The 22,584-nt window shown below is 35.6% G+C and carries 24 protein-coding genes and 1 tRNA gene; 9 read left to right on the forward strand and 16 right to left on the reverse strand.

The genetic code is table 11. The features are described from left to right. Positions 1 to 122: 122 nt before the first annotated feature. Together Q0X02_RS00080 and Q0X02_RS00085 are read left to right on the forward strand one after the other, a co-directional pair. Positions 123 to 1,154: a M42 family metallopeptidase gene (locus Q0X02_RS00080; RefSeq protein ID WP_002840171.1), complete on the forward strand. Its 1,032-nt coding sequence runs from the start codon at positions 123 to 125 to the stop codon at positions 1,152 to 1,154. A gap of 504 nt (positions 1,155 to 1,658) precedes the next feature. Beyond that, positions 1,659 to 1,832: a hypothetical protein gene (locus tag Q0X02_RS00085; RefSeq protein WP_297809708.1), complete on the forward strand. Its 174-nt coding sequence runs from the start codon at positions 1,659 to 1,661 to the stop codon at positions 1,830 to 1,832. Positions 1,833 to 1,935: 103 nt separating this feature from the next. On the opposite strand, the gene wecB is transcribed toward Q0X02_RS00085, so the two are convergent. The 12 genes from wecB to Q0X02_RS00145 all read right to left on the reverse strand — a co-directional run bounded on the left by wecB (position 1,936) and on the right by Q0X02_RS00145 (position 14,076). Next, entirely contained in the window at positions 1,936 to 3,027 is a 1,092-nt protein-coding gene (wecB, locus tag Q0X02_RS00090; protein WP_297809710.1) for a non-hydrolyzing UDP-N-acetylglucosamine 2-epimerase, read from the reverse strand. A gap of 54 nt (positions 3,028 to 3,081) precedes the next feature. Next, positions 3,082 to 4,308, reverse strand: coding sequence for a nucleotide sugar dehydrogenase (locus Q0X02_RS00095; protein ID WP_297809713.1), 1,227 nt, complete (start codon positions 4,306 to 4,308; stop codon positions 3,082 to 3,084). A 14-nt stretch (positions 4,309 to 4,322) separates the two neighbouring features. Then, a complete protein-coding gene (locus Q0X02_RS00100; RefSeq protein ID WP_297809716.1) occupies positions 4,323 to 5,465 on the reverse strand; it encodes a glycosyltransferase in 1,143 nt (380 codons plus the stop codon). A 146-nt stretch (positions 5,466 to 5,611) separates the two neighbouring features. Beyond that, entirely contained in the window at positions 5,612 to 5,812 is a 201-nt protein-coding gene (locus Q0X02_RS00105) for a hypothetical protein (RefSeq protein ID WP_297809719.1), read from the reverse strand. Positions 5,813 to 5,973: 161 nt separating this feature from the next. Continuing rightward, positions 5,974 to 6,648, reverse strand: coding sequence for an ATP-binding cassette domain-containing protein (locus tag Q0X02_RS00110; RefSeq protein WP_297809722.1), 675 nt, complete (start codon positions 6,646 to 6,648; stop codon positions 5,974 to 5,976). Then, positions 6,649 to 8,808, reverse strand: a complete 2,160-nt coding sequence (locus Q0X02_RS00115) for a hypothetical protein (RefSeq protein WP_297809725.1) — start codon at positions 8,806 to 8,808, stop codon at positions 6,649 to 6,651. A 119-nt stretch (positions 8,809 to 8,927) separates the two neighbouring features. Beyond that, positions 8,928 to 10,010, reverse strand: coding sequence for a sensor histidine kinase KdpD (locus tag Q0X02_RS00120; RefSeq protein ID WP_297809728.1), 1,083 nt, complete (start codon positions 10,008 to 10,010; stop codon positions 8,928 to 8,930). Beyond that, positions 10,003 to 10,704, reverse strand: a complete 702-nt coding sequence (locus tag Q0X02_RS00125; protein ID WP_297809731.1) for a response regulator transcription factor — start codon at positions 10,702 to 10,704, stop codon at positions 10,003 to 10,005. Before Q0X02_RS00125 ends, Q0X02_RS00120 begins: the two co-directional genes overlap by 8 nt. Positions 10,705 to 10,733: 29 nt before the next feature. Then, on the reverse strand, positions 10,734 to 11,411 hold the full coding sequence (locus Q0X02_RS00130; protein WP_297809734.1) for a phosphate ABC transporter ATP-binding protein: 678 nt from the start codon (positions 11,409 to 11,411) through the stop codon (positions 10,734 to 10,736). Further along, on the reverse strand, positions 11,389 to 12,240 hold the full coding sequence (locus tag Q0X02_RS00135) for a PstA family ABC transporter permease (RefSeq protein ID WP_297809737.1): 852 nt from the start codon (positions 12,238 to 12,240) through the stop codon (positions 11,389 to 11,391). Before Q0X02_RS00135 ends, Q0X02_RS00130 begins: the two co-directional genes overlap by 23 nt. Further along, positions 12,233 to 13,093 carry a phosphate ABC transporter permease subunit PstC gene (gene pstC / locus Q0X02_RS00140; RefSeq protein WP_297809740.1) on the reverse strand — a complete coding sequence of 287 codons (861 nt, stop codon included), beginning with the start codon at positions 13,091 to 13,093 and terminating at the stop codon, positions 12,233 to 12,235. Before pstC ends, Q0X02_RS00135 begins: the two co-directional genes overlap by 8 nt. 62 nt (positions 13,094 to 13,155) lie before the next feature. After that, entirely contained in the window at positions 13,156 to 14,076 is a 921-nt protein-coding gene (locus tag Q0X02_RS00145) for a phosphate ABC transporter substrate-binding protein (protein ID WP_297809743.1), read from the reverse strand. A gap of 176 nt (positions 14,077 to 14,252) precedes the next feature. Between Q0X02_RS00145 and Q0X02_RS00150 the strand changes: the two genes are divergently transcribed. From Q0X02_RS00150 to Q0X02_RS00160, 3 genes are all read left to right on the forward strand, one after another. Next, a complete protein-coding gene (locus Q0X02_RS00150) occupies positions 14,253 to 14,579 on the forward strand; it encodes a carboxymuconolactone decarboxylase family protein (RefSeq protein WP_297809748.1) in 327 nt (108 codons plus the stop codon). Positions 14,580 to 14,676: 97 nt separating this feature from the next. Next, positions 14,677 to 15,621: a peptide-methionine (R)-S-oxide reductase MsrB gene (msrB, locus tag Q0X02_RS00155; RefSeq protein WP_297809751.1), complete on the forward strand. Its 945-nt coding sequence runs from the start codon at positions 14,677 to 14,679 to the stop codon at positions 15,619 to 15,621. Positions 15,622 to 15,780: 159 nt separating this feature from the next. Then, positions 15,781 to 16,689: a DMT family transporter gene (locus tag Q0X02_RS00160; protein WP_297809754.1), complete on the forward strand. Its 909-nt coding sequence runs from the start codon at positions 15,781 to 15,783 to the stop codon at positions 16,687 to 16,689. Positions 16,690 to 16,737: 48 nt separating this feature from the next. Here Q0X02_RS00160 and Q0X02_RS00165 read toward each other — a convergent pair. Continuing rightward, positions 16,738 to 16,827, reverse strand: a tRNA-Ser gene (locus Q0X02_RS00165). Between the two features lie 97 nt (positions 16,828 to 16,924). On the opposite strand from Q0X02_RS00165, the gene Q0X02_RS00170 reads away from it, so the two are divergent. Continuing rightward, a complete protein-coding gene (locus Q0X02_RS00170; protein WP_297809757.1) occupies positions 16,925 to 17,614 on the forward strand; it encodes a gamma-glutamyl-gamma-aminobutyrate hydrolase family protein in 690 nt (229 codons plus the stop codon). Between the two features lie 60 nt (positions 17,615 to 17,674). On the opposite strand, the gene Q0X02_RS00175 is transcribed toward Q0X02_RS00170, so the two are convergent. Continuing rightward, on the reverse strand, positions 17,675 to 18,013 hold the full coding sequence (locus Q0X02_RS00175; RefSeq protein ID WP_297809760.1) for an arsenic metallochaperone ArsD family protein: 339 nt from the start codon (positions 18,011 to 18,013) through the stop codon (positions 17,675 to 17,677). An 82-nt stretch (positions 18,014 to 18,095) separates the two neighbouring features. Between Q0X02_RS00175 and Q0X02_RS00180 the strand changes: the two genes are divergently transcribed. After that, positions 18,096 to 18,872, forward strand: a complete 777-nt coding sequence (locus Q0X02_RS00180; protein WP_297809763.1) for a TraX family protein — start codon at positions 18,096 to 18,098, stop codon at positions 18,870 to 18,872. Between the two features lie 66 nt (positions 18,873 to 18,938). Further along, entirely contained in the window at positions 18,939 to 20,084 is a 1,146-nt protein-coding gene (locus Q0X02_RS00185) for a hypothetical protein (protein ID WP_297809766.1), read from the forward strand. Between the two features lie 44 nt (positions 20,085 to 20,128). Here the strand turns inward: Q0X02_RS00185 and Q0X02_RS00190 are convergent, their stop codons facing one another. Next, positions 20,129 to 20,668 (reverse strand): isochorismatase family protein, encoded by a 540-nt coding sequence (locus tag Q0X02_RS00190; RefSeq protein WP_297809769.1) that lies wholly within the window; start codon positions 20,666 to 20,668, stop codon positions 20,129 to 20,131. Between the two features lie 26 nt (positions 20,669 to 20,694). Then, a complete protein-coding gene (gene rbsK, locus Q0X02_RS00195; protein ID WP_297809772.1) occupies positions 20,695 to 21,573 on the reverse strand; it encodes a ribokinase in 879 nt (292 codons plus the stop codon). A 189-nt stretch (positions 21,574 to 21,762) separates the two neighbouring features. Between rbsK and Q0X02_RS00200 the strand changes: the two genes are divergently transcribed. Further along, positions 21,763 to 22,572: a hypothetical protein gene (locus Q0X02_RS00200; protein WP_297809774.1), complete on the forward strand. Its 810-nt coding sequence runs from the start codon at positions 21,763 to 21,765 to the stop codon at positions 22,570 to 22,572. The last annotated feature ends 12 nt before the right edge of the window (positions 22,573 to 22,584 follow it).

Raw genomic sequence — 22,584 nt, forward strand, 5'->3', positions numbered from 1 at the left:
AAATATTCTTCAATCACGTTTTTTTGCGAGATTTGGGTTAAAATATTAACCTTTAGTTCGTCGTATTGAAACATCGTTTTGGTTTGTGCTATCATAAAAATATATTTTAGGAGGTTCTCAATATGGAAAATTTAGATTTTTTACAAGAAATTTTAATGACTTCTTCTCCATCTGGCGACACTAAAGTCGTTATGGAAAAAGTTAGAAAAAAATTCGAAGAATTAGGAAAAGTTGAAATCAACTTCACTAACAAAGGTGCAATGGTTGTTACTCTTCGTGGTGAAACTGACGAAAAACAATCTACATTCGCAGCTCACGTTGATACATTGGGATTAATGGTTAAAGAAATCAAACCTAATGGAAGATTAAAAACATTCTTAGTTGGTGGTTATGCATACAACTCTGTTGAAAATGAATACGTAACTATCTCTACAATGTCCGGCAAGAAATACACTGGAACTTGCTTAAACGACAAACAATCAGTTCACGTTTACGGTCCAGAAGCTAAAAGCAACGAGAGAACTGCCAAGACAATGGAGATAAGAATCGACGAAAAGGTAGAATCAGCCGAAGATGTAAAAAAACTTGGAATCAACGTTGGTGATTTCATCTATTTAGATTCAAGAACACAATTAACAGAAAGTGGATTCGTAAAATCAAGACACTTAGACGACAAAGCTTGTGTATATGTATTGTATGAAACAGTTAGATATTTCGTAGAAAACAACATCACTCCAAAACACACTCTTAACTTCTTCATTTCAAACTACGAAGAAGTTGGCCACGGTGCATGCTACGGAATTCCAGAAGAAACTGATGAATTCATCGTTGTTGACATGGCTGCTCCTGGAGACGGACAAACATCTTCTGAATTTAAGACAACAATTTGTGCAGCAGATTCTTCAGGCCCTTACGATTTGGAATTAAAAGAAAGATTGGTTAGAATTTGTGAAGAAAATAATATCCCTCACGCAGTTGACATCTATCCATTCTACAGTTCAGACGGATCAGCAGCATTAGAAGCAGGATATAATTTGAGAGTTGCTTTGATTGGCCCTGGAGTTGATGCATCACACGCAATGGAAAGAACTCACCAAGAAGGATTACAAGCATCTATCGATTTGTGTATAAAATACATCGAAGACAAGAAATAAATCAAACTTATTTAGCCGAATAATTCGGCTAATTTTTTTGTCCAAAAACTTTATTCATTCAGATTTTTTTGCAACTAATAATATACAAATTTGATTTTCAAATATTTTTTCCCAATTCTAAATTTTTTTTTGATTTTTTTGTGAAAATCCGCAGGAAAACATTGAATAAATAGGGAATTTTTATTTTCGCCCGAGAATACGAATAACTCAACATTTGTTTTCCTCAAAAATTGTTTTTCGCATAAAAATTAATCCGCTATGAAAACGCTGTGCATAAAATTCATTCGTTTTCCTAGAAATTTTTTGCAGATTTTTTTAAAATAACTTAAAAAAAACTGTTGACACAGCTATTTTTCGGGTATATAATACTTGAGGCAGTGAGGGATATGAAAAATTTTTATTTTGAATATCCTATGAATATTAGACAGAACAATTTTCATACAGTGAATATTTTTGTTCGCCGAATGAAAAATAAGAAATAAATCAATTAAGGGGGAAATTATTATGTTCACAAATACAACACAAAAACAAATCAGAAATTTCGGTAAAAATTGTACAATAAGTTTGAGTTCAAATATGGCTAGTATGAATTTCGCTCAAATGAATGCCTTCTACGAAAGAGTTAGTCCTCTATTTAATTCAGATAGAAAATCAAAAAAGACTAGAAAAAACGCATAATCAATATTGCGATTCCAGATTAAGATAATTGAGAAAATCCAATCTGTTAGCTTTTATAAGCGAAAAAACCAACTTCAATGAAGTTGGTTTTTTGTTTGAAATTTTATAATTTTTCTGACAAGATGTCGCAAATCCTCTCGGATGCGTGTCCATCTCCGTATGGATTTGTGGCTTCGCTCATTTTTTCGTATTCGTTTTTGTCGTGAAGAAGCGTCGTCATTTCGTTGTAGATGTCTTCTTCACAAAGTCCCGTTAATTTTAACGTCCCAGCCTCTACTCCTTCGGGCCTTTCAGTTGTATCTCTCATCACCAAAACGGGTTTGCCAAGAGCCGGAGCTTCTTCTTGGATTCCACCAGAATCCGTCATCACAAAATACGATTGTTTCATAAAATTGTGAAAATCAACCACGTTCAACGGCTCGATGAGTTTTATTCTCGGATGATTGTCGAACACTTCGTTTGCGATTTCTCGCACTTTCGGATTCAAATGTATCGGATAAATCACATAGATGTCTTCGTTTTCGTTGACAACTCGTTTGATTGCTCTGAATGAATTTTTCATTGATTCTCCCAAATTTTCTCTCCTGTGCATTGTGAGTAGAATCATTTTTTTGTCTGCGATTAAATTTTCGTTTGTGTAATTGTCACGAACTGTCGTCTGCAAAGCATCAATAACAGTGTTCCCAGTTACAAAAACTCGTGACTCATTTTTGTTTTCCCTTAGCAAATTGTCCCTCGCAGTTGTCGTCGGTGCGAAGTGAAAATCCGCCAACGAACCTATCGCCTGTCTGTTAAATTCTTCGGGATAAGGCGAGTATTTGTTGTAAGTTCTCAGTCCAGCTTCCACATGACCTACCGGTATTCTTAAATAAAATGCGGCAAGCCCTGCGACAAAACTCGTGGAAGTGTCACCGTGTACCAGCACGATGTCTGGTTTTTCTTGTTCAAGTATTGATTTGATTTTCTCCAAAATGGTTGTTGTAACATCGAACAGAGTTTGCTTGTCCTTCATTATCTCTAAGTTGTAATCTTCTTTTATTTCAAAAACATCCAACACCTGTCTGAGCATTTGTTTGTGCTGTCCCGTCACGAGAACGCAAACTTCAAAGTTGTCTCTTTTTTTTAGCTCTTTTACAAGCGGACACATTTTAATCGCTTCTGGTCTTGTTCCAAAAACCACCATTACTTTTTTCATTTTTACCTCTTTTTAAAAAAAGACGCTTTATTCGACAAGCGTCTTTTAGTTTTTTTATAATGTGTAGAAACCGTATTTGTTGTCAACGTCGATGTGTCTTGTATCGAGAACAACTTTGTCTTTTAATACGTCCATATTTTGTCTAATTTCATCGTGACCAATCATAACAATTACAAAGTCAACATCGTCCAAGAATTTTTTCAAATCGTGGTATTGATTGTCAACGACTTCTCTTTTTACCATTGGGTCGTACACTTTCAATCCGTCACCCAAATGTTCTTTTTGGTGTTGCAATAATTGAAGTGTTGGAGATTCTCTGATGTCATCTACGTTTTCTTTGTAAGTCAAACCGTAAATTCCAACTTTTGAGAAATCAGTCATATTGTTTTCTTTCATTATGTTGTAAGCGCGTTTTAGAACATATTCTGGCATTGAATCGTTAATTTGACGTGCCTTGTAGATTATCTCTGTTAGAAGTGGATAATCGCCAACTAAAAACCAAGGGTCAACTGAAATACAATGTCCACCAACTCCAGGTCCCGGTGAAAGAATATTAACTCTAGGGTGTTTGTTGGAAATTCTGATAACTTCGTTGACATCAAGTCCGCCTTGGCGACAAATCTTAGCCAATTCGTTTGCAAATGCGATGTTGATGTCTCTGAATGTGTTCTCAACAACTTTTGTCATTTCGGCAGTTTTGATATTTGTCAAATTGATTTCGCCCTTGCAGAAAGTAGAGTAAACTTCTTTTACTTTTTCGCCGTATTTAGGCTCGTCGGCGCCGATTGTTCTGGCGTTGTGTTCCAATTCGTACACCATATTTCCCGGAATAATTCTTTCAGGAGCGTGAACCAAATTCAATTTCTTGCCGGATTTTTTCATATATTCATCTACAATCGGTCTGACATAAGTGTCGATTGCTCCCGGTGAAATCGTAGATTCTACTACGATAATCGCATCATTTTTCGCTGGCTCCAACACAGATTCAACAGCCTTCACAACATACGAACAATCCAATTTCTTAGATACAGGGTCGTATGGAGTAGGAGCTGTGATGATGTAGAAATCCGTAGACACTGGTTTTAATTGAAAAGTTATATCTGCGTTCAAAGCTTTTTCAAAAAGCTCGTCCATTCCCTTTTCTTCAAAAGTTAGTTGTCTATGTTTTAATTTATCTACTACTTCTTCTTTAATATCTGTTCCAACAACTTTGTTTCCTGATGTAGCTAGCATCAATGCTGTAGGTAGACCAATATAGCCCAATCCAATTACATTAATCATAATAATCTTCTCCTTTAAAATAATTTTTCTATTTCTTTTAACAAATTCTCGTTGTTTTTTTGTGGATTCAATTCCGACTGCATTTTTCTGCAATTTTCTTGGAGTGAATTGTAGAATGTTCTGTCATCTCTAAGCCTCAACAAAACATTTCTCATCTCCTCATCTGACTCGTGGTCAACGGAAACTCCTACTTTCCATTCATTGACAAGTTCTGACAGATAAGTGTCCCTCGCGACAATTATCGGAAGCTCTGCGTGGATGGACTCGTATAATTTGTTCGGAAGCGCAATCCTGACATTTTTCATCGACGCATCGTAAACCGAGAATATGCAGTCGCATTTTGAATAAAGCTCTGCAATCTCATCGTCGTAGTAAAATTTGCCGCGATATTCGATGAAATCTTTCGTTTGAGCGAGCTCTTTGAAATAAGTTCCACTCTCGAAACCCGCCATCATAAGATTCATTCCTAAGCCTTCCATAGCCTTTGTCAATTTTTTTAACTCGTTCAAATACCTCAACCCACCGATGTAGCCGACAGTGAAAGTGTCGTGGCGATTTTTTTCTCGCAACAATTTGTAATCTTTGAACAATTGTAGGTTTGGAATATTCGGCATAAAAACCAATTTGTCCTTATTGAATTTGCCATCGAAATGCTCCCAGAATTTCATACTCGTCACAATCATCAAATCGACATAACAAAGCATATCGTTCTCTCTTTTTTTCAAAATGGAGGATACGATATTCATCGGGAAATTCTTCTTGTCATCGGTCAAATATCTGTGAATATCTGGCACTTCGTATATAATCTTAACATTATTGTCGTCGTTTTTTTTGTATTTTGTAGCTATCTCTAGCATATCATAACTTTGGACGTGAATTAAATCCGGTTTAATTCTCTCCAATATTTTATAAGCTTTTTTTGCGAATTTGTAAGTGGGAATAAGTCTTTTCATAGGATTGCTGTTGTCGGCATCAATCTTTATTATTTCCTTCTTGCAAAAATCACGCTTGAAATCAAATTTCTCATCCGTTCCCTTGTCCCAGCAAATCGCATACAAATCGAACTTTTCTTTCACGAGATCCATTCTTTTTATCAGCCTAGGAGGGGGCGTCGTGTTAATCAAAAAAGTGTATTTTTTTTGATTTGGTTTTTCCATTTTTCATCATCCTATTAATATATTTAACAGTTAAAATTATATCACAACTTCGTATAAATTTCTCATATTTTCTACAATCTTTAGAATTTTTTAGATTTCTCGAAAAAAAATCCTACTCGTAAATTAACGCGAATAGGATTTGATTTTTATAAATTTTTCATTTCTTTTGTCAATTGTTCGATAGCTTTTTCAGATTGAGATTTTTTAGTATTCAATTCCTTAATCAAATCATCCAAATCCATAACTTTTTGTCCCATTTTAGAAAATTCCATATCTTCTACTTTGACTCTTTCTTTTATAGTTTCAGATTGTGCGAGTTTTTTCAAAAGTGGTAATTCTTTTCTCATATATTTTGATTCCACAATAAGAAAATAAGAGGAAGAATACAAAATACAAAGAAGAACAAAAAATAAACAATAAGAATAAAATAAAAAATATGAGAAGATAGAGCCGTGCTAAAAGCAAGGCTCTATTTTTGAGAGCTTAATTTATAATCCGAAGTTTTTCTCTACGCAAATTCTAGCTGTTTCAGTTTGCCATTTTCGATAATAAAATTCTTGTGTGCAATTTTTTCAAATTCCCTATCGTGGCTTACAACAATTATGGTTTTTCCCATATTATTTAGCCTTACAAGTGTATCAATTACCATCTTTTTGTTTTCGCTATCCAATGAGCCTGTCGGTTCGTCTGCTAACATTATTTCGTATGGCTTAACCATATTTCTCGCGAGAGCTACTCTTTGCTGTTCTCCACCCGATAGTTCAAATATCTTGGATTTAAGCTTGTCTTCTATTCCCATATCCATAAGAGCTTTTTTGATAATTGATTTTTTATCTGTACTTCTACTGTATTTTACTGCCAAATTCAAATTTTCTTGAACTGTCATATTATCAACTAGAGCAAAGTTTTGAAAAAGATAGGCTATTTTATACCTTCGTAAAAGTTCAGATTCTTTTTCATTTCTAAATGGATTGTGTTTAGAAAAGCAAATCAATTCTCCTTCATCATATTCTTCAAGAGTTCCGATTATATTTAACAGAGTTGTCTTTCCTCCACCACTTTTGCCAAAAATGCAAATAAAATCTCCTTCATAAATTTCGAGATTTATATTCTCTAATATTTTGTGGTTGCCGTATTTTTTAGATATGTTTTTCAATGAGATTTGAGGTTTATCAATATTCATTTAATCACCTTCCTTTATCTTTGTCATTAAATTTTTTTCGTTCTTTTTTATGTTGATAATTTCATATACAAAACAAACAATAACGCTAGGAGTGTACATCAATAAACAGACCAATAATTTTTTTAAATTCCATCCGTCTTTTGGCTCATAAAATTCAAAACTTCTAAAATACATCGTGAATAGTATTATCAGATAGCAAATGATAACACTTGCGATAACTCCCAGTAAAATCTTAATTATTTTATATTTATGAATGGATTTAAAATCATAGCCAAACAATCTTGAAACATAGATTTTTTGTCCATAATTATAAAAATATGATTCTTCATCTATTTTTATCGTTACAAACAATATTAAAACCGATAGCAAAAATCCTAAAAAATATATGGTCGTTTCTGTTTTATACATTTCTATTTTTTCAACGACTTCGTCATATACGCTCGTGACGAAAAGTATATAGTCAGATGATTGTGTTTTTTGAATGGCCGGTTTTAAATAATCATAGCCCTTATTCGGATTTGGGATGTAGGGATGAAACTTGCCGTTAACCAGTGACGGTATTTTAATCTCTCTGGTAGGTGCTAATTCTTTGCCATTTACCATAACCAAAACATAATTAAATATATCTGGACTAATTATATTTTGCTGGCAATCAAACGTAAAAACATACTGCTTTTTCTTGATTTTGATGTATTTCTCACTGACATCGTCTTTTTGATTCACGCAATTAAAAATATGTGATTTTCTTATATTTTGCTTGTCAAATTCCGTTATTGTAATATTTTCAGGAACAAATACAATCCATTCATCAGAATTTGGCGTATGAGTCGTCAGTGGCTTGTCTTGTGAATCAATCAAGTTGGTTGTTCCGAGGTAATTTTTGTTAACATAAGCAAACCTACCTCTAAAAGCCTGTTTGTTTAAATATTCATCATCATTTTCATATTGAATATTTGGCGCGAAGAAAAGTATTGCCCCTTTAGAGTCCAATTCGTCCCACAAGCTGTTTAACTTTGGTGCGACGATTTTTTCAAATTTATCATCATTTTCAACATAAGTCCACGGCCACGCACAAGCTATGTTTGCGTAATTTTTCGATTTTTCCCACGCATCAAAAAATGATGTAGATGCAAGGTAGTCGTTCAATCCAAACAAAGTTACTGTAAAAAGATACAAGACGACAGACAATGAGAACACTTTGAAAATAACAGGGCTTGTTTTGTATATTTTTTTGTAGCCTTTTAGCCACGAAATGGTGCTGACATTTTTAACTCTGAAGTAAAGCATAAGAAAATACATTAGTGTCAATAAAATTCCCATTAAAACAAGTGATATGAATATTTGTTTGACGGCTATTGCAAAGCCAATCATCGAGTCCGGGTGTGTCAAATAAAACAACACGCCAAGCAATGCCATCAACGAAATCAATATTGGAATTTTCAACAAATTCATCGCCTTCTTACAGCAAAAACTCATTTTGTCATGACCCAATAGAGAAATTATAGATATTTCCTTGGAAATTGATGAATTGTAAATTACAACGCTGAACGCCAAAGCAAAAACAATTATTAAAATAAGCATCGCGTATAATATGGCTTGTTTTTGTGTGATTTCACTGGCAACTGAAAAAGATTTGTCAATTGTGGCATCAATTCCCAATTCTTTTCTACCATTTAATTCGTCGATAAATTTCCCAATATTAGAAGGCATTCCTTTAATGTGATAATCTCCATTAAAAGTGTGATTTTCAATCTTAGAATATTCAACAAAATCAACTTCCTTGCTTGTCAAAATACTGTGCTCGGTTACATTTTTGAATCTATTAATTCCGTTGTAATTTTCATCGATATCAATGTTCTTAAATGATTTCTTAAACCACCTCGCATCATCAAGATAAACAAATATATTTATTTTCTGTTTTTCTTTTAATGAGTTTTTGGGTTTGTAAACTTCTTTTATGAAACTAATTTTGTTTTTCTTAGCAATTTTTTGAATTTCAAGAATGTTTTTTTCAGTATTTTGTGGCTTAGTGGTTATATTCACAGTGGTGTCGAACTCTCTTATAAAAAACTCCATCAAACGTGAGTTCTTGTAAGAGAAAAATCCTAACCCCACAGCAAAAATCAACAAAAATGTCAATAAGCGTATTATTTTTTTCATAAACTATTCCCCCTTATGACTTGCCAATAAAAAAACTAACCTTATAAAGTCATTATAGGTTAGTCTTCAATATAAGAGATTAAGTTTTTTTGTATAAATTCTTGCTTTTTTCTTTCTTTTTAATAAACTGGAATGTTTACATTTGCAATTACCCAATTATCTTTATTGCACACATCAAATTTTCCATTCAAATGCGCTACAATATCATTTACAATTGTAAGCCCAACTCCTGAGCCGCTGTTTTTCAAGCGATTTCGTGACATATCTCCGCGATAAAATTTATTTTTCACCAATTTCCAATCTACGTTTAAATTATTTTCGATTTCATTTTTAACCGTCAAATTTAATGATTTATCCTTTATCCCAACTTCAACAATAATGGTCGTACCCTTTTTTGAGTATTTGGTCGCATTCGATACCAAATTATCCAAAATCCTCACGAGTAATTCAGGGTCTGTATTAATTTCTTTGCCGGAAGCATTTGCAAATCTAATATCCAAATCGTTATCGTTCACCAGTGTTTTTCTTTCTTCTTCCCATTGTTTTAAAAATAGCTCTGCATCAAACTTTTTGATGTTGATTGGAATTTCATTTAAATTGAATTTCAAATAGGAGAAGAAATCCTCGCTCAAACTGTTTAGTGATTTCACATTTTCGTATATAACTTTTATGAACTTTTTTTGTTGCTCATAAGTTAAATTGTCTTCATCGTAAAGCAACGTTGAATATCCCAACAAATTTGACAGAGGCGTTTTGATATCGTGTGCCAAATACGTCAGCAAATCCGTTTTTTCCTTATATGCCAGTTCATAATTATTTTCCATCTCTAAAATTTGTTTTCTGATATTGATGAAATCCAATCTTTCGTTGGATAGAGATTCGTGAAATTCTTTTATATCGGGATTTTCGCCCTTAATGTATTTAATTCCAGATACAAAATACTCGCGATATTTTTCAAATTGTTTGTTCTGAATGTAAAAACATCCGATGGTTATTACAATTGCGCCTAGCATAATGAAAAAGTAATGACCAAATCCAAAATAAATCTTATATATTGAACTCAACTCGGCTTCTGTGTCAATATTGTAAATTATCAAGCTGTCTATCAATTGATGAAAAGCAAATGTAATAAAAATTCCAACAGCTATCCATAAGCATTGATACAGAATAATTCTTTTAATATATGAATTTTCTTTACGCATTAATCTTATACCCCACTCCCCATATTGTCTTTATTATAGAACTTATTCCGCATTGTTCGAATTTAGCTCGTATTCTTCTTATGTGAACCATAACTGGATTTACCTCTGTTGACAGCACTTCATCTTTCCAAATTTTGTAATGTATTTCATCCATATTGTGAACATCGTCTGGTTTTTCCATCAACAGCCATAAAATTTCAAATTCTTTCGGCGTTAAAATTATTTCTATTTCATTATAAAAGCTTTTATGCGTTTTTCTGTTCAATCGCAAACTTCCTACAACGAGTTCGTCACGTTCGTGTTCTTCATTGTCTAAAGATTTTACAGAAGAAAATTCATAGCTTCTCCTGAGATTTGACTTAATCCTGGCGACTAATTCTGTTGGCTCAAAGGGTTTTATGATATAGTCATCTGCGCCCATATTTAATCCTTGTACTTTATGAATAGAATCTTCCAGAGCAGTGAGCATAATTATTGGAATTGTGGATTTTTCTCGTATTTGTTTGCATATCTCAAACCCATTTATATCTGGAAGCAATAAGTCCAAAAGTATTAAATCATAGTGAGCTCGATTGAAACTTTCTACTGCTTTTTTACCTGTGTGAAAAATTTCTATTTCCCATCCTTCTGGAATCAAATACATCTTAATTAATTCTGATAAATCAATGTCATCTTCAACTACCATAATTTTCATATTTGCCCTCGTGTTTTAATTTTATATTTTTATATTTCATCGTTTTCAACCAAATTTTTATCTTCAATGAACAAAATTCTATCGGAAATTCTCTTTGCTTGGTCTGCGTTGTGTGTGGAAATTATTATCGTGTAGTTTTGTGACAGATTTTTCAACAGATTTTCTATCGCCAATGTGTTTTGCAAATCCAGTGATGAGCAAGGCTCATCGAATATCAATATTTTGGGATTTGTTGTGAGCATTCTGGCTATGCAGAGTCTCTGTTTTTGTCCTCCCGATAGTTTGTTGGCGTTCATTTTCAGATTGTCTTTTAATTCTTCGTACAAATTCACGCTTTTGAGTATTTGCTCTATTTCCGTTTTTTTGTCGTAATTTTTGCCGTGAAAATACTCCAATGTATATGTCAGATTTTTTTCGATGGACATATCAAATACTGTGGAATCTTGAAACAGCATTGAGATTTGTCTTCTCAAATCAATTAGTTTGTATTGTGAGATGTCTGTGCCATCGAATAGTATTTCTCCCGAATATTGTCCGCCATTTTCTGTCAAAAATCCGTTCAAGCACGACAAGAATGTCGATTTTCCCGAGCCTGAATTTCCCATTATGCTTATTATTTCTTTTTCTTCTACTGTCAAGTTTACATTTTCAAGTACGTTTTTTTCTCTGTAGGATATCGACAGATTATTTATTTGTAATATGCTCAATTAATTTTCCTCCTGAAAACACCAATACGATGTATGCCAATATGTGAATGAACACCAAAATCATAATCAACACAAACGCTGTTGCGTAAGCTTTTTCAACTGCGATTGATTGGCTAAGCAGCATATGCAAATGAAATGGCAGTGCTGTAACCGGTTTGAACAAGCTTATAGAGTTGTTCATAAACACCGCTCCCGTTAACAATAGCGGGGCTGTCGCTCCTATCGCATAGCTTCCCGCCAAAAGCGAGATTGTGATTACATTTCTTGAAATCATCGGCAATATCAGTTTTCTTATCATATATGTCGTGTCGATTCCGAGCGACAAACTGTCTTTTATCGTTGCGTTGTTGATTTCCATGATTGATTTTTCGATGTTCACTTCGACAAATGGAAACACAATCAGAGAAAGTGCGATTGACGCTGTGAGTAGACTTTTGGAAATGTTGAGTGTAACGATGAAAAATCCGTAGACAAACATTCCGATGATTATCGACGGCACCGATGCAATGCACTGAATTATAAGCGAAATAATTGATTTTAAAATTTCTGCTCTGCAGTAAAAAACTCGATAAATTGCACAGGAAACTCCGAGCAAACTCGATAACATCATCGCTATTATCATCAACCAAAATGACCCGATTATGCTGGATTTTATTCCTCCCGCAGTTCCCAGAGGAAGCCCTTGTGGGTTTTGCGTGAGAAATTCGATGTTAACCGAGGATAAGCCTTTTGATATTAAAAACATCATTATTTTAAATATAAACAAAAACACGATTGCAAATGATAGATACACCCACAATTTAATCAAAAAATCCTTAAATTTAATCATAATGAACCCTCTTTTTGTTCAACACAAACACAATCAAATCCACAATAATCACAAAGACCAAAAGCACAAACGAGCTTGCGTAGAGCGAATGATAGTGCAAACTTCCAACTTCGCTCATTCCAACTTCAAGTGCAATTAGCGATGCTATTGTCTCTGCTTTCGACAAAATTTTCGGAAAAATCGGTGCGTTTCCTATCACCATCATCACCGCCATTGTCTCGCCGATGGCTCTCGAAAATGCTAGCAAAAATCCGCTCACAGCGTTTCTTACGCTTTGTTTGAGTACGATTTTTCTGATGAAATATTCCCTGCTCACCGCAAAACAATCGGACTGTTTTTTGTATTTTTGTTTTGTCTTTTCAAAAGTTTCAGTCAACACTTCAACGAAATACGGCAATATCATTATCGACAAAATCACACTCGCCGCTAGAACTGATTCCCCGGCGGCCATTTTGAGATTTTTTTCCAAGAATTTCACGACAACGAATAATCCGAAAAATCCGTAGACAATGGACGGAACTCCCGCCAATATTCTGACAATCCAGCTTATGAGCGTTTTGAGTTTTTTGTCTGTGTAGAACACAATCATCAAACTCAACCCGTAGCTAATCGGAAAAGAAAACAAACACGCCAACAGCGCAATGTAAAAACTCGCAAGAATTATGTTGAACGCTCCGAAATTATCGTCCATCGAGCTCCACACATTTTCGAACAAAAATTTAAACGCACTGTACTGTCTGAAAAAAGGCAGCGATTCTTTTAGCACAAAGCCAATCAAAATCAAAAGCACCGATATGGAAAACAATGTAAAAATACAGACCAAGCTTTTAAATATGTTGTTTTTTATTTTCATAACTCATCCTCTACTTTTTTATGTACAAAAAGCAAAGTGAAAAATCACTTTGCCTTTAAATTTTATTTGCTTGGAATGAATCCCATATCTTTTATAATTTCTTTTCCTTCTTTTGAGTTCAAATAATCAATAAAAAGTTGTTCTGTCTTTGTCAAATTACCGCTTTTCATAATAATCAACGGTCTTGAAATATAATACGATTTGTTCAAAATATTTTCTTCTGTTGGTTCTACTCCGTCGACTTTCAAAGGAATTAATTTGCCTTTATTTTGGTTTGCAATTCCAAATGACGCGTATCCTATTGCGTTAGGATTTTCGATTATTTTCGCAACCAATGCTCCCATTGTAGGTGCTTGAATTGCGTCTTGTCTGACTTTTACATCCTTCATAACTTTCTTTTGGAAAACTTCGTGAGCTCCTCCGCTCAAATCACGAGTTACAACTACGATGTCTTCTTTTGGAAGAGAAGGGTCTAAGTCGCTCCATTTTTTGTATTCGCCGGAGAAAATCTTCACGATTTCTTCCTTCGTCAAATTACCCTTTTTTTCGGCGATTACTTTGTTCATCGGATTAACTGCGAGAGTCAAAGCATCAAGTCCAAGCTTGTATTCCTTGAAATCTTTTACTTTTTCTTTTTCCTTGTCCTTTACATCACGAGCTAACATACCGAAGTTTGCTACATTGTCCAACACAGCCTTCACTCCTGCACCCGAGCCACCAGCTGATACATAAATTGTGATGTTTTTCTCTGGCAACGATGGGTCAACTTTGTTCCACGTCACGTTTTTTTCGATGAAATTTGTGGAAATTTTGCTGATAACCGGTGCTAATGTAGATGAACCGCTGAAACTGATTTCATAATTTTCTTTTGATTCAGCTTGTTTTTGATTAGAGTCTTTTGATTGTTGATTGTTGTTGGCGCAACCTGTAAATCCTATCGCCATAACCATCATCAAAACCAATAATTTACAAAGCTTTTTCATATTAACTTCCTAAATTTTATGGTTTAATTATATCACATATTTTAATTTTCTATTTATAATTGGATTCAATAAATAAGCGCTTATTTATTGAAATGTTAAATAATTGAGATTTTTGCAAATCGTTTTGATAATATTATATTGAAAAGACAATTCGTTGTCGAAAAAAGGAGGCAATTATGGACAGTAAACAAGTATTAGCTGAAAATTCAAAATTATTTGGCGAACATTTGCCAAATGTCGCTAAGAATTTCTCTGGAATGTGCGGAGAAATTTTCAAGGACGGAAAATTATCTTTGAAAGAAAAAGAGTTGATTGCTCTTGCAATCGGGATAACAGTTAAATGTGACGGATGTATCGTTCATCACACTAAGGGTTGTTTGGATGCAGGATGCACGATGGAAGAAATTTCTGAAATGATGGAAGTTTGCGTGGCAATGGGTGGAGGTCCTGCTGCGGTTTACGCTGGCAAATCCCTTCGAATCGCAGAGGAATTGAGCAAATAATTTTTGAAAACTAACTGTGTGTGCAGTTAGTTTTTTTGTGTGCAATTTTATTTGACTAAGATTTTTTCGTGAGGGTATAATTATTGAGAGGTGAAAAATGAAATTTATTGAAAAAAGTACAATTTATTTGGCTGGTGGATGTTTTTGGGGCGTTGAAGCTTATTTCAAAAAATTAGACGGCGTCATTGATACCGACACAGGTTATGCGAATGGCGACGGAAATGACACCGACTACAAGAAAATAAAACAAACTCACCACGCTGAAACCGTGAGAATTGTCTACGATAAAAACAGGTTGGATTTGGCTGAGATTTTGCTGCACTATTTCAGAATTATAAATCCAACTTCTGTGAATAAACAGGGAAATGATGTCGGCGAACAATACCGAACTGGAATTTTCTACGAAGACGAGAATGATTTGAAGATTATCAATTCCGTGATGAAATTCATTCAATCAAAATACGATGAGAAGCTAACTGTTTTAGTTGAACAGCTCAGAAATTTTGTGTTGGCTGAGGATTATCACCAAGATTATTTGGACAAAAATCCGGGCGGATATTGCCACATCAATTTGAACGCTTTTGATGAGGATTTGGACACAACTGAATACAAAAAAATGTCCGATGAAGAATTGAAACAAAATCTATCCGATGTGAGCTATCGCGTCACTCAAAACGCAGCGACTGAACGACCTCACACGTCTTGTTTTAATGATTTCGATGAAAAGGGAATTTTTGTGGACATCACAAGTGGAGAGCCGCTTTTTTCTTCAAAGGACAAATACGATGCGGGTTGTGGTTGGCCTTCGTTTACAAAGACAATCACATCAAATTCTGTGAATTACTCCGAGGATAACAAGTTGTCACGAGTTCGAACTGAGGTCAGGAGCAAACACGCTGACAGCCATTTGGGCCACGTTTTCGATGACGGGCCTTCTGAAAAAGGCGGTCTGAGATACTGCATCAACGGTGCTAGTTTGAGATTTGTTCCGCTGGAAAAAATGGAGGAAGAAGGATACGGTCAGTACATTCCATTTGTGTAAGTTTATGGAGGAGGTCACCTCCTCTTTTTTTTTGAAAATTTGCCGTGATTTCGTGTTTTTTTGTGTGAAAATTTGTCGTGATTTTTCCCATTTTAAAGTGTTTACAAATCAATCGAAAACTGGGATAATATATCTGATATAAATTAAGAGGAGGAGAAAATGGATACGAAAAAAAATAATTTGCTCGCAAAATTGGCTCTCTTGATTGTTGCGGTTTTGTGGGGAAGTTCACTTACAGTTGTCAAACAATCTTCTCAAACTTTCAATCCCAATTTTATATTGGCGATTAGGTTCACGTTGGCAACTATTTTATTGTCTATTATTTTCTGGAAAAAATTAAGACAGGCGACATTCGAAGATGCCAAACACGGTTTGATTATCGGAGTTTTTTTGTTTGTATCATATTCATCGCAAACTCTCGGCGTCAGATTTGCAGACCCTGGTAGAAGCGGATTTTTGTCGGCGTCTTATTGTGTTATAGTTCCATTTTTAGCATGGATTGTTTTCAAGCAACGCCCAGATAGATACAATTTGTCGGCTGCAGCTTTGTGCATCACGGGAATATTTTTTATTTCGATGTCTTCTTCAACATCTCACACGCAAAACCCATTGGCATGGCTCGGTGATTTGTTGGCGCTACTCAGTGGTTTCCTTTTTGCATCTCACATCATCGCAGTCAGTGCATTTGCAAAGGGCAGAGACCCTATCGTGATGACTGTTTTCCAATTTATAATGGCGGCGAGCCTTTCGTGGATTACGACTTTGCTCATCGAAGACAATTCTCATATGGTTGTCACTTCGAGAGCTGTGATGGAGTTGTGTTACTTGGCAGTTATGTGTACAGCTGTTGCATTGCTGTTGCAAAACATCGGACAGAAATACACAAACCCATCGACGGCTGCAATTATTTTGGGATTTGAATCTATATTTGGAATTTTAATTCCCGTTCTCGCCGGGATGGAATCTCTGACTTTATTCTCCGTGATTGGATTTGTGTTTATTTTCAGCGCAATCTTGGTCAGTGAGACGAAGTTGTCTTTTTTGAAGAAAAAAGTCCTACAATCGTAAATTTAAAAATTAAAAAGCACGTCCTTTGTTTTAAAGGTCGTGCTTTTTTGGCGGAGAAAGTGGGATTCGAACCCACGTGGGAAATAATCCCAAACGCATTTCGAGTGCGCCCCGTTATGACCACTTCGATATTTCTCCAGATACAATAATATTATAGCACTTTTCAAAAATTTCTCAAAAAAATGTTATTGTTTGTTTTGTCTGATATAATATTTGTATATTAATTGGAGGGAATATGAAAATAATTGGACTTACACCACTTTATGACGTGGCTGAAAACAGACTTTTTATGCTTAGAAAATACATTGAACTCATCGAGAGAAACGGAGGATTCGCAGTTGTCCTTCCATTTAACACAAACAGAGATTTTCTCGAAGACATCACCGACAGATTGGACGGGGTTGTATTTACGGGTGGTCAAGACATATCTCCATCTTTTTACGGCGAAGACAAAATTGATGAGTGTGGGATTTCATCTTCTGTCAGGGATGATTTTGAATTTGAGCTTATGGATATTTGCTACAAAAAGGACATCCCAACTTTTGGAATTTGCCGAGGTCTTCAACTTATGAACGTCTACTTGGGAGGAAGTTTGTATCAGGATTTGAAAAAGCAAAAAGACATCAAAATAATTCATTCACAAGACAAACCCTACGATGATTTGGTGCACAAAGTCACAAATTTTGGGTTTTTCAAGAAAAAATTCGACGATTCTTTTTATGTGAACAGCCTTCATCACCAAGCCATCAAAGAAATTTCCAACAAGCTAGAAATTCTTCAAAAATCTTCGGACGGAATCATCGAGGCTGCATTTGCCCCCGACAAGAAATTTTTCCTCGGCGTGCAATACCATCCGGAAATGGCGCTTGACACGTTAGAACAAGGCCACGAGATTATCAAAATGTTTTTGGATTCAATGAAATAGAATGTAGACCTGTGATTTTTCACAGGTTTTTTGTTTCCTAAACCTTAGGAGACATCCTCATCAGAATTTGCGCTTATCGTTGACGTAAGCTTGGTTGAAAATATTTCTGTCGAGCTTTAAAAAATCGAGGATCTCGTAGCTTTTTGGATATCTCCCCGAAAGCACGACCACTCCATCTACGACTGTTATCGGAAGTTTAGTTTTGTCGTTTATTTTCTCCGTAATTTTGTTTTGCTCAAATTTTTCTGTGTCCTTGTTCAATTTGTATCTGTCGACAAAAATCTTTTTGGATTTCAATTTTTCCAAGAAAAACGAAAGCATCACAGCCATTTCGTTGTCTTTTTCATTTTCAAATCGGTTGTTCTCATCTACTGAATTTTCGTAAATTTCCATTTTCATATTATCACCTTTCATTCATTATATCAGAAATTTCAGCCATTTTTTGTGATAAAATATTATTAGTGAATTTAAGGAGATTTCAATGCAACTACTGAACGAAACTCAAAGGCAAAACTATTTGAATATTTGGAGGAGAAAAAACGGATTATCCAGCTCTGGATTGAAAGTAATAGCCTGCACATCTATGCTCATCAGCCACATCGTGCAGTGCAATATGCTGCAAAAATACGGAATATTCTCGACAAGCGAGATTTTTTCATCCGATTGGAGAGTTTTCGTCGGAGCGTTAATGCTTTTCATCGGGAGAATTGCGTTTCCTATCTTCGCATTTTTGATAGTGAATGGAATGTTTTTGACCAGAAATGTAGAAAAATCCATCGCAAGGCTTTTTTCGTTTGCGATTATCTCCGAAATCCCATTCGACTTGGCGACAAGTGGAAATGCGTTCGACTTTTCAAACCAAAATGTGTTTTTCACGTTGGGATTGGGTGCGTGTTTGATATTTACATTGGAGAAGATTAAAAAACTGGAAATCAAATCGTCCGCAAAATTTTCACTGAAGATTGTGAGCATAGTTTTTTTCTGTGTCATCTCCAATTTGCTCCAAACCGATTATCCGATGCTTGGAATATTGGCGATTTTGTTGTTGTATATGGGTTCTGTTTCGAGAAAAAACACCTACATTGCGATTTTGTTCGGATATTTTTTCGAGGCTTATATGTATTTGTTCGTGTATTTGTCAATTCCCATCATTCACTTTTACAACGGCAAAAAGGGCAATGTAAACAAATGGGCTTTTTACATTTTCTATCCGGCTCATCTGCTTTTGATTTTTGCAATCAGAAATTTATTGGGCTAAAAATGTGTTGTAATTTGCGAGAAAATATTTTAAAATTATAATTAATATTAATCAATGGAGAATTTTATGAAAAAATCAAAATCAAATGAGGTTAGACTGGAATCTTTCTTCACGATTTTCGTCGTGTTCGGGCTTTTTGGATACATAGCAAATATTATGGGCCTCGGCAATATGTTCAACACGATTATGAAAACCGCTCATGATTTATTGCTCAACACCGTATTTTTCATTATGGCGATTGCCGTACTGACGGGGGCGTTGTCGAAGATTTTCAGCGAGTTTGGAGTAATCGCACTCATAAACAAACTCATAAGTCCAATTATGAAACCTTTGTATAATTTACCGGGCGCATCTGCACTCGGAATATTGACGACTTTTTTGTCGGACAATCCTGCAATCATTGGGCTTGCAAAGGACAAGGGATTTGCAAAGTATTTCAAAAACTATCAGCTTCCGACGCTTTGTAACCTCGGAACATCGTTTGGAATGGGATTTATCGTGTGGACTTTTATGTCTTCACTAGGTCATGGGACAAAATACTTGAAGGCTGCATCGCTGGGAGTATTGGGAGCGACGATTGGCTCGATTGTTTCGGTCAGAATTATGATGTATTTCACGAAAAAATACTACGAAGACACAGATGAAAATCTCGCAGTCGAAGATGAAAACATCGTCGAAGAAATAGAAGAACAGACTTTGATTGAGAGAATTTTGAACTCAATGCTAGAAGGAGGAAAAGCTGGAGTGCAAGCCGGTATGGATATAATTCCCGGAGTCGTTGTCATCTGCACTTTGGTTATGATATTGACATCGACTGGAACTGTTCAAAACGGTGTGATGGTCTACACAGGCAAAGCGTACGAGGGAGTCGGTCTCATTCCGAAACTGGGTGCAATTTTAAATCCGATTTTGAAGCCGCTTTTCGGCTTCAGCTCGTCCGAATGTATCGCATTTCCAATCACAGCGTTGGGCTCTGTCGGGGCAGCTCTTGGGCTTGTTCCGAAATTGTTGGAGAAAAATTTAATAAATGGAAATGACATCGCAGTCTTCACAGCTCTCGGTATGTGTTGGTCGGGATATTTGTCAACACACGTTGGGATGATGGACACGTTAAACGCACGAAAACTCGCACCGAAGGCGATTTTGTCGCACACAATCGGAGGACTCGCAGCCGGAATCAGCGCTCATTTCTTGTTTATGTTATTGGGATAAAAAAAACCAACTTTGCTTTTCAAAAGTAAAGTTGGTTTTGGTTTTTATTTGATTAATTTTGACAGTATTTTGAACTCATCGCTTCCCGCTCTTTTTAAAATATCGAAAATCAACGTCTCGGAATTTATCACCAAACAATTCATTTCTCGGAAATTTTGAATCGCATTCATTTTGTTTTCAACACGTCTACTCGTGACGCAATCTTCGAGCACAATCATCTTGTACTCGTCAATCAAATCTCGTATAGTTTGGTAGACACAAATATGCGCTTCGGCTCCGACGACAACGATTTGTTTTCTTCCGGTTTTTTCTATTTCACTCATAACCTCGTCAAGCTTCGCCGTGAAATCCACTTTGTCGAACACTTTTTTTTCGTACGGTTTCAAACATTCCACAGTATCTCCCAAGCCCTTTGGGTATTGCCTTGTCGTGACCACGGGGATATTGAAAATTTTCGCCATCTCCAAAACGGCCTTCGTGTGTTTAATGACGTACTCGTTGTCGTGAAGTACTGGAACCAATTTTTCTTGTAAATCAATCAACAAAATTATCATATCGTCCTTGTTCACGCTAAATTTTTCCATAAATCACCTCAAAATATTTTGAAATACTAAATTATCTCATCAATCGTTGGAATCGACACTCCCGAGCCTTTTCTCGAAACAGTCACAGAAGACACCTTCGTCGCAAATCTCATCGCTTCCTGCATAGATTTCTTCTCGTCGAGCTTCACAGCGAGAGCTCCAATGTAGCTGTCACCGGCAGATGTCGTATCCACAGCATTGACCTTTATTGCAGATTCTTTGATTGACTCCGTTTTTGTGAAATACTCCGAGCCATTTTCGCCCAAAGTTATTATCACGGATTTCACATTTTTATCTAGCAATTCATTCGCTGCATCCATGTAGTTTTCCTTGCTGGAATATCTTATAACCTCGTTTTCGTTCGGCACAAACAAGTCGACCTTGTCCAAAATATCATCCACTTCAAACTCGCTCGGAGCGGGATTTAATATCACGAAAACTCCCCTCTCCTTCGCCTTTTTTATCGCGTACTCGTTGACTTCTTGTGGAATTTCCATTTGAAGAATCAAAATATCGCACTCATCTAACAAGTGCAAATTGTTGTCGATGTCTTCGATGCTGAGGGCGTAATTTGCCCCGTGGTCCAGCACGATTTGATTTTGACCGTTCTTGTCCACGTTTATGAGTGCCGTTCCTGTGTCGACATTTTTTTTGATTATGTTAGACGTATCGAGTCCGTAGCTTTTTAAATTATCCATAATATAATCAGCGTCATTGTCATTTCCAACGCACGCCAAAAACTTCACATCGCCTGCTAATTTCTGGCAAGTAATCGCTTGGTTTGCTCCTTTGCCCCCGACAGATTTGCTCTTGGACAGAGACGAAATAGTTTCCCCCGGCTTCGGAAAATTTTCCAAATTGTACGTTGTATCTACGTTGACACTGCCTATAACTAAAATTGACATAAAACTCTCCTCAAGTTCTCAAATTAAATTTCAATTTACTTATCGTCCGTACTAATGACATAAGTTCTCTCTTATTATACAATACAAATCGCAAATTTGTAAAAAGCTTTGCCCAAAAACACAATTTTTGTGAATTAATATTTTTTAAATGGGTATATTATTACTAACAAATATTAATTGGAGGAAATTATGGACGAAAAGAACAACGATTTTAAATCAAATCTCAAAAGTTACATATCCGATGACAAAATACAACACGATGGAGTTGTTTCTGAAAATGAATCATCAGATAATTTTGAAAAACCAAAATCGGATAATTTTTTTGAAGATGTAAACGAAAAATACACTTCGAAACAACGCAAAGAAGACAACGACAACTACGAGAATTACAAGCAAAACGATTCTCCTGATTGGTACTTGAAGGCTGTGAAATTCATCTACAATTATTCGAAAAAAATCTACGATTTTTACGCAGCGACAAAGCACGGAATCATTTATTCATTTTTGACTTCAGGAGTTATAGCGGCCGTTGGCAATATGATATGGGCGAATGCTACAAAATCCGGAACTCTCGGCCAACTGACGAAGGTTTTTAGAGGCTCTTCGATTTCGTTGGTCACTTTGATTACTGTGCCTTTTATCAATTATTTGATGACTAGATTCATATATTTGTTTACGAAAAAATATATGCGACCAACTCCGCCTCCTTGCACGAGAGATGTCAAGGGCGGCGTGTTCAGTATAATCAATCAATTGTTTATGTTCGTGCTAACACCGCTCGGATTTATCGGCTCAATTTTGGGTTGCTTCACGGGAATGCTCGCTTATTCTGCAAGTTTTATGGATTTGGTTCTCGAAAAAGACAGTTTCAAAGTCGGCCTAAAATCATTTTTGGCACAACTTATCATAAGCATCATTGTTTTCTTGATAGGTGCATTTATAGTCGGAATAATTGCGTTTATTATGTACAACACGATTTCCAACGGCTTGGCACGTTAATGGCGATGTAAT

This window comes from uncultured Finegoldia sp. (assembly GCF_947252345.1).
Taxonomy (GTDB): Bacteria; Bacillota; Clostridia; order Tissierellales; family Peptoniphilaceae; genus Finegoldia.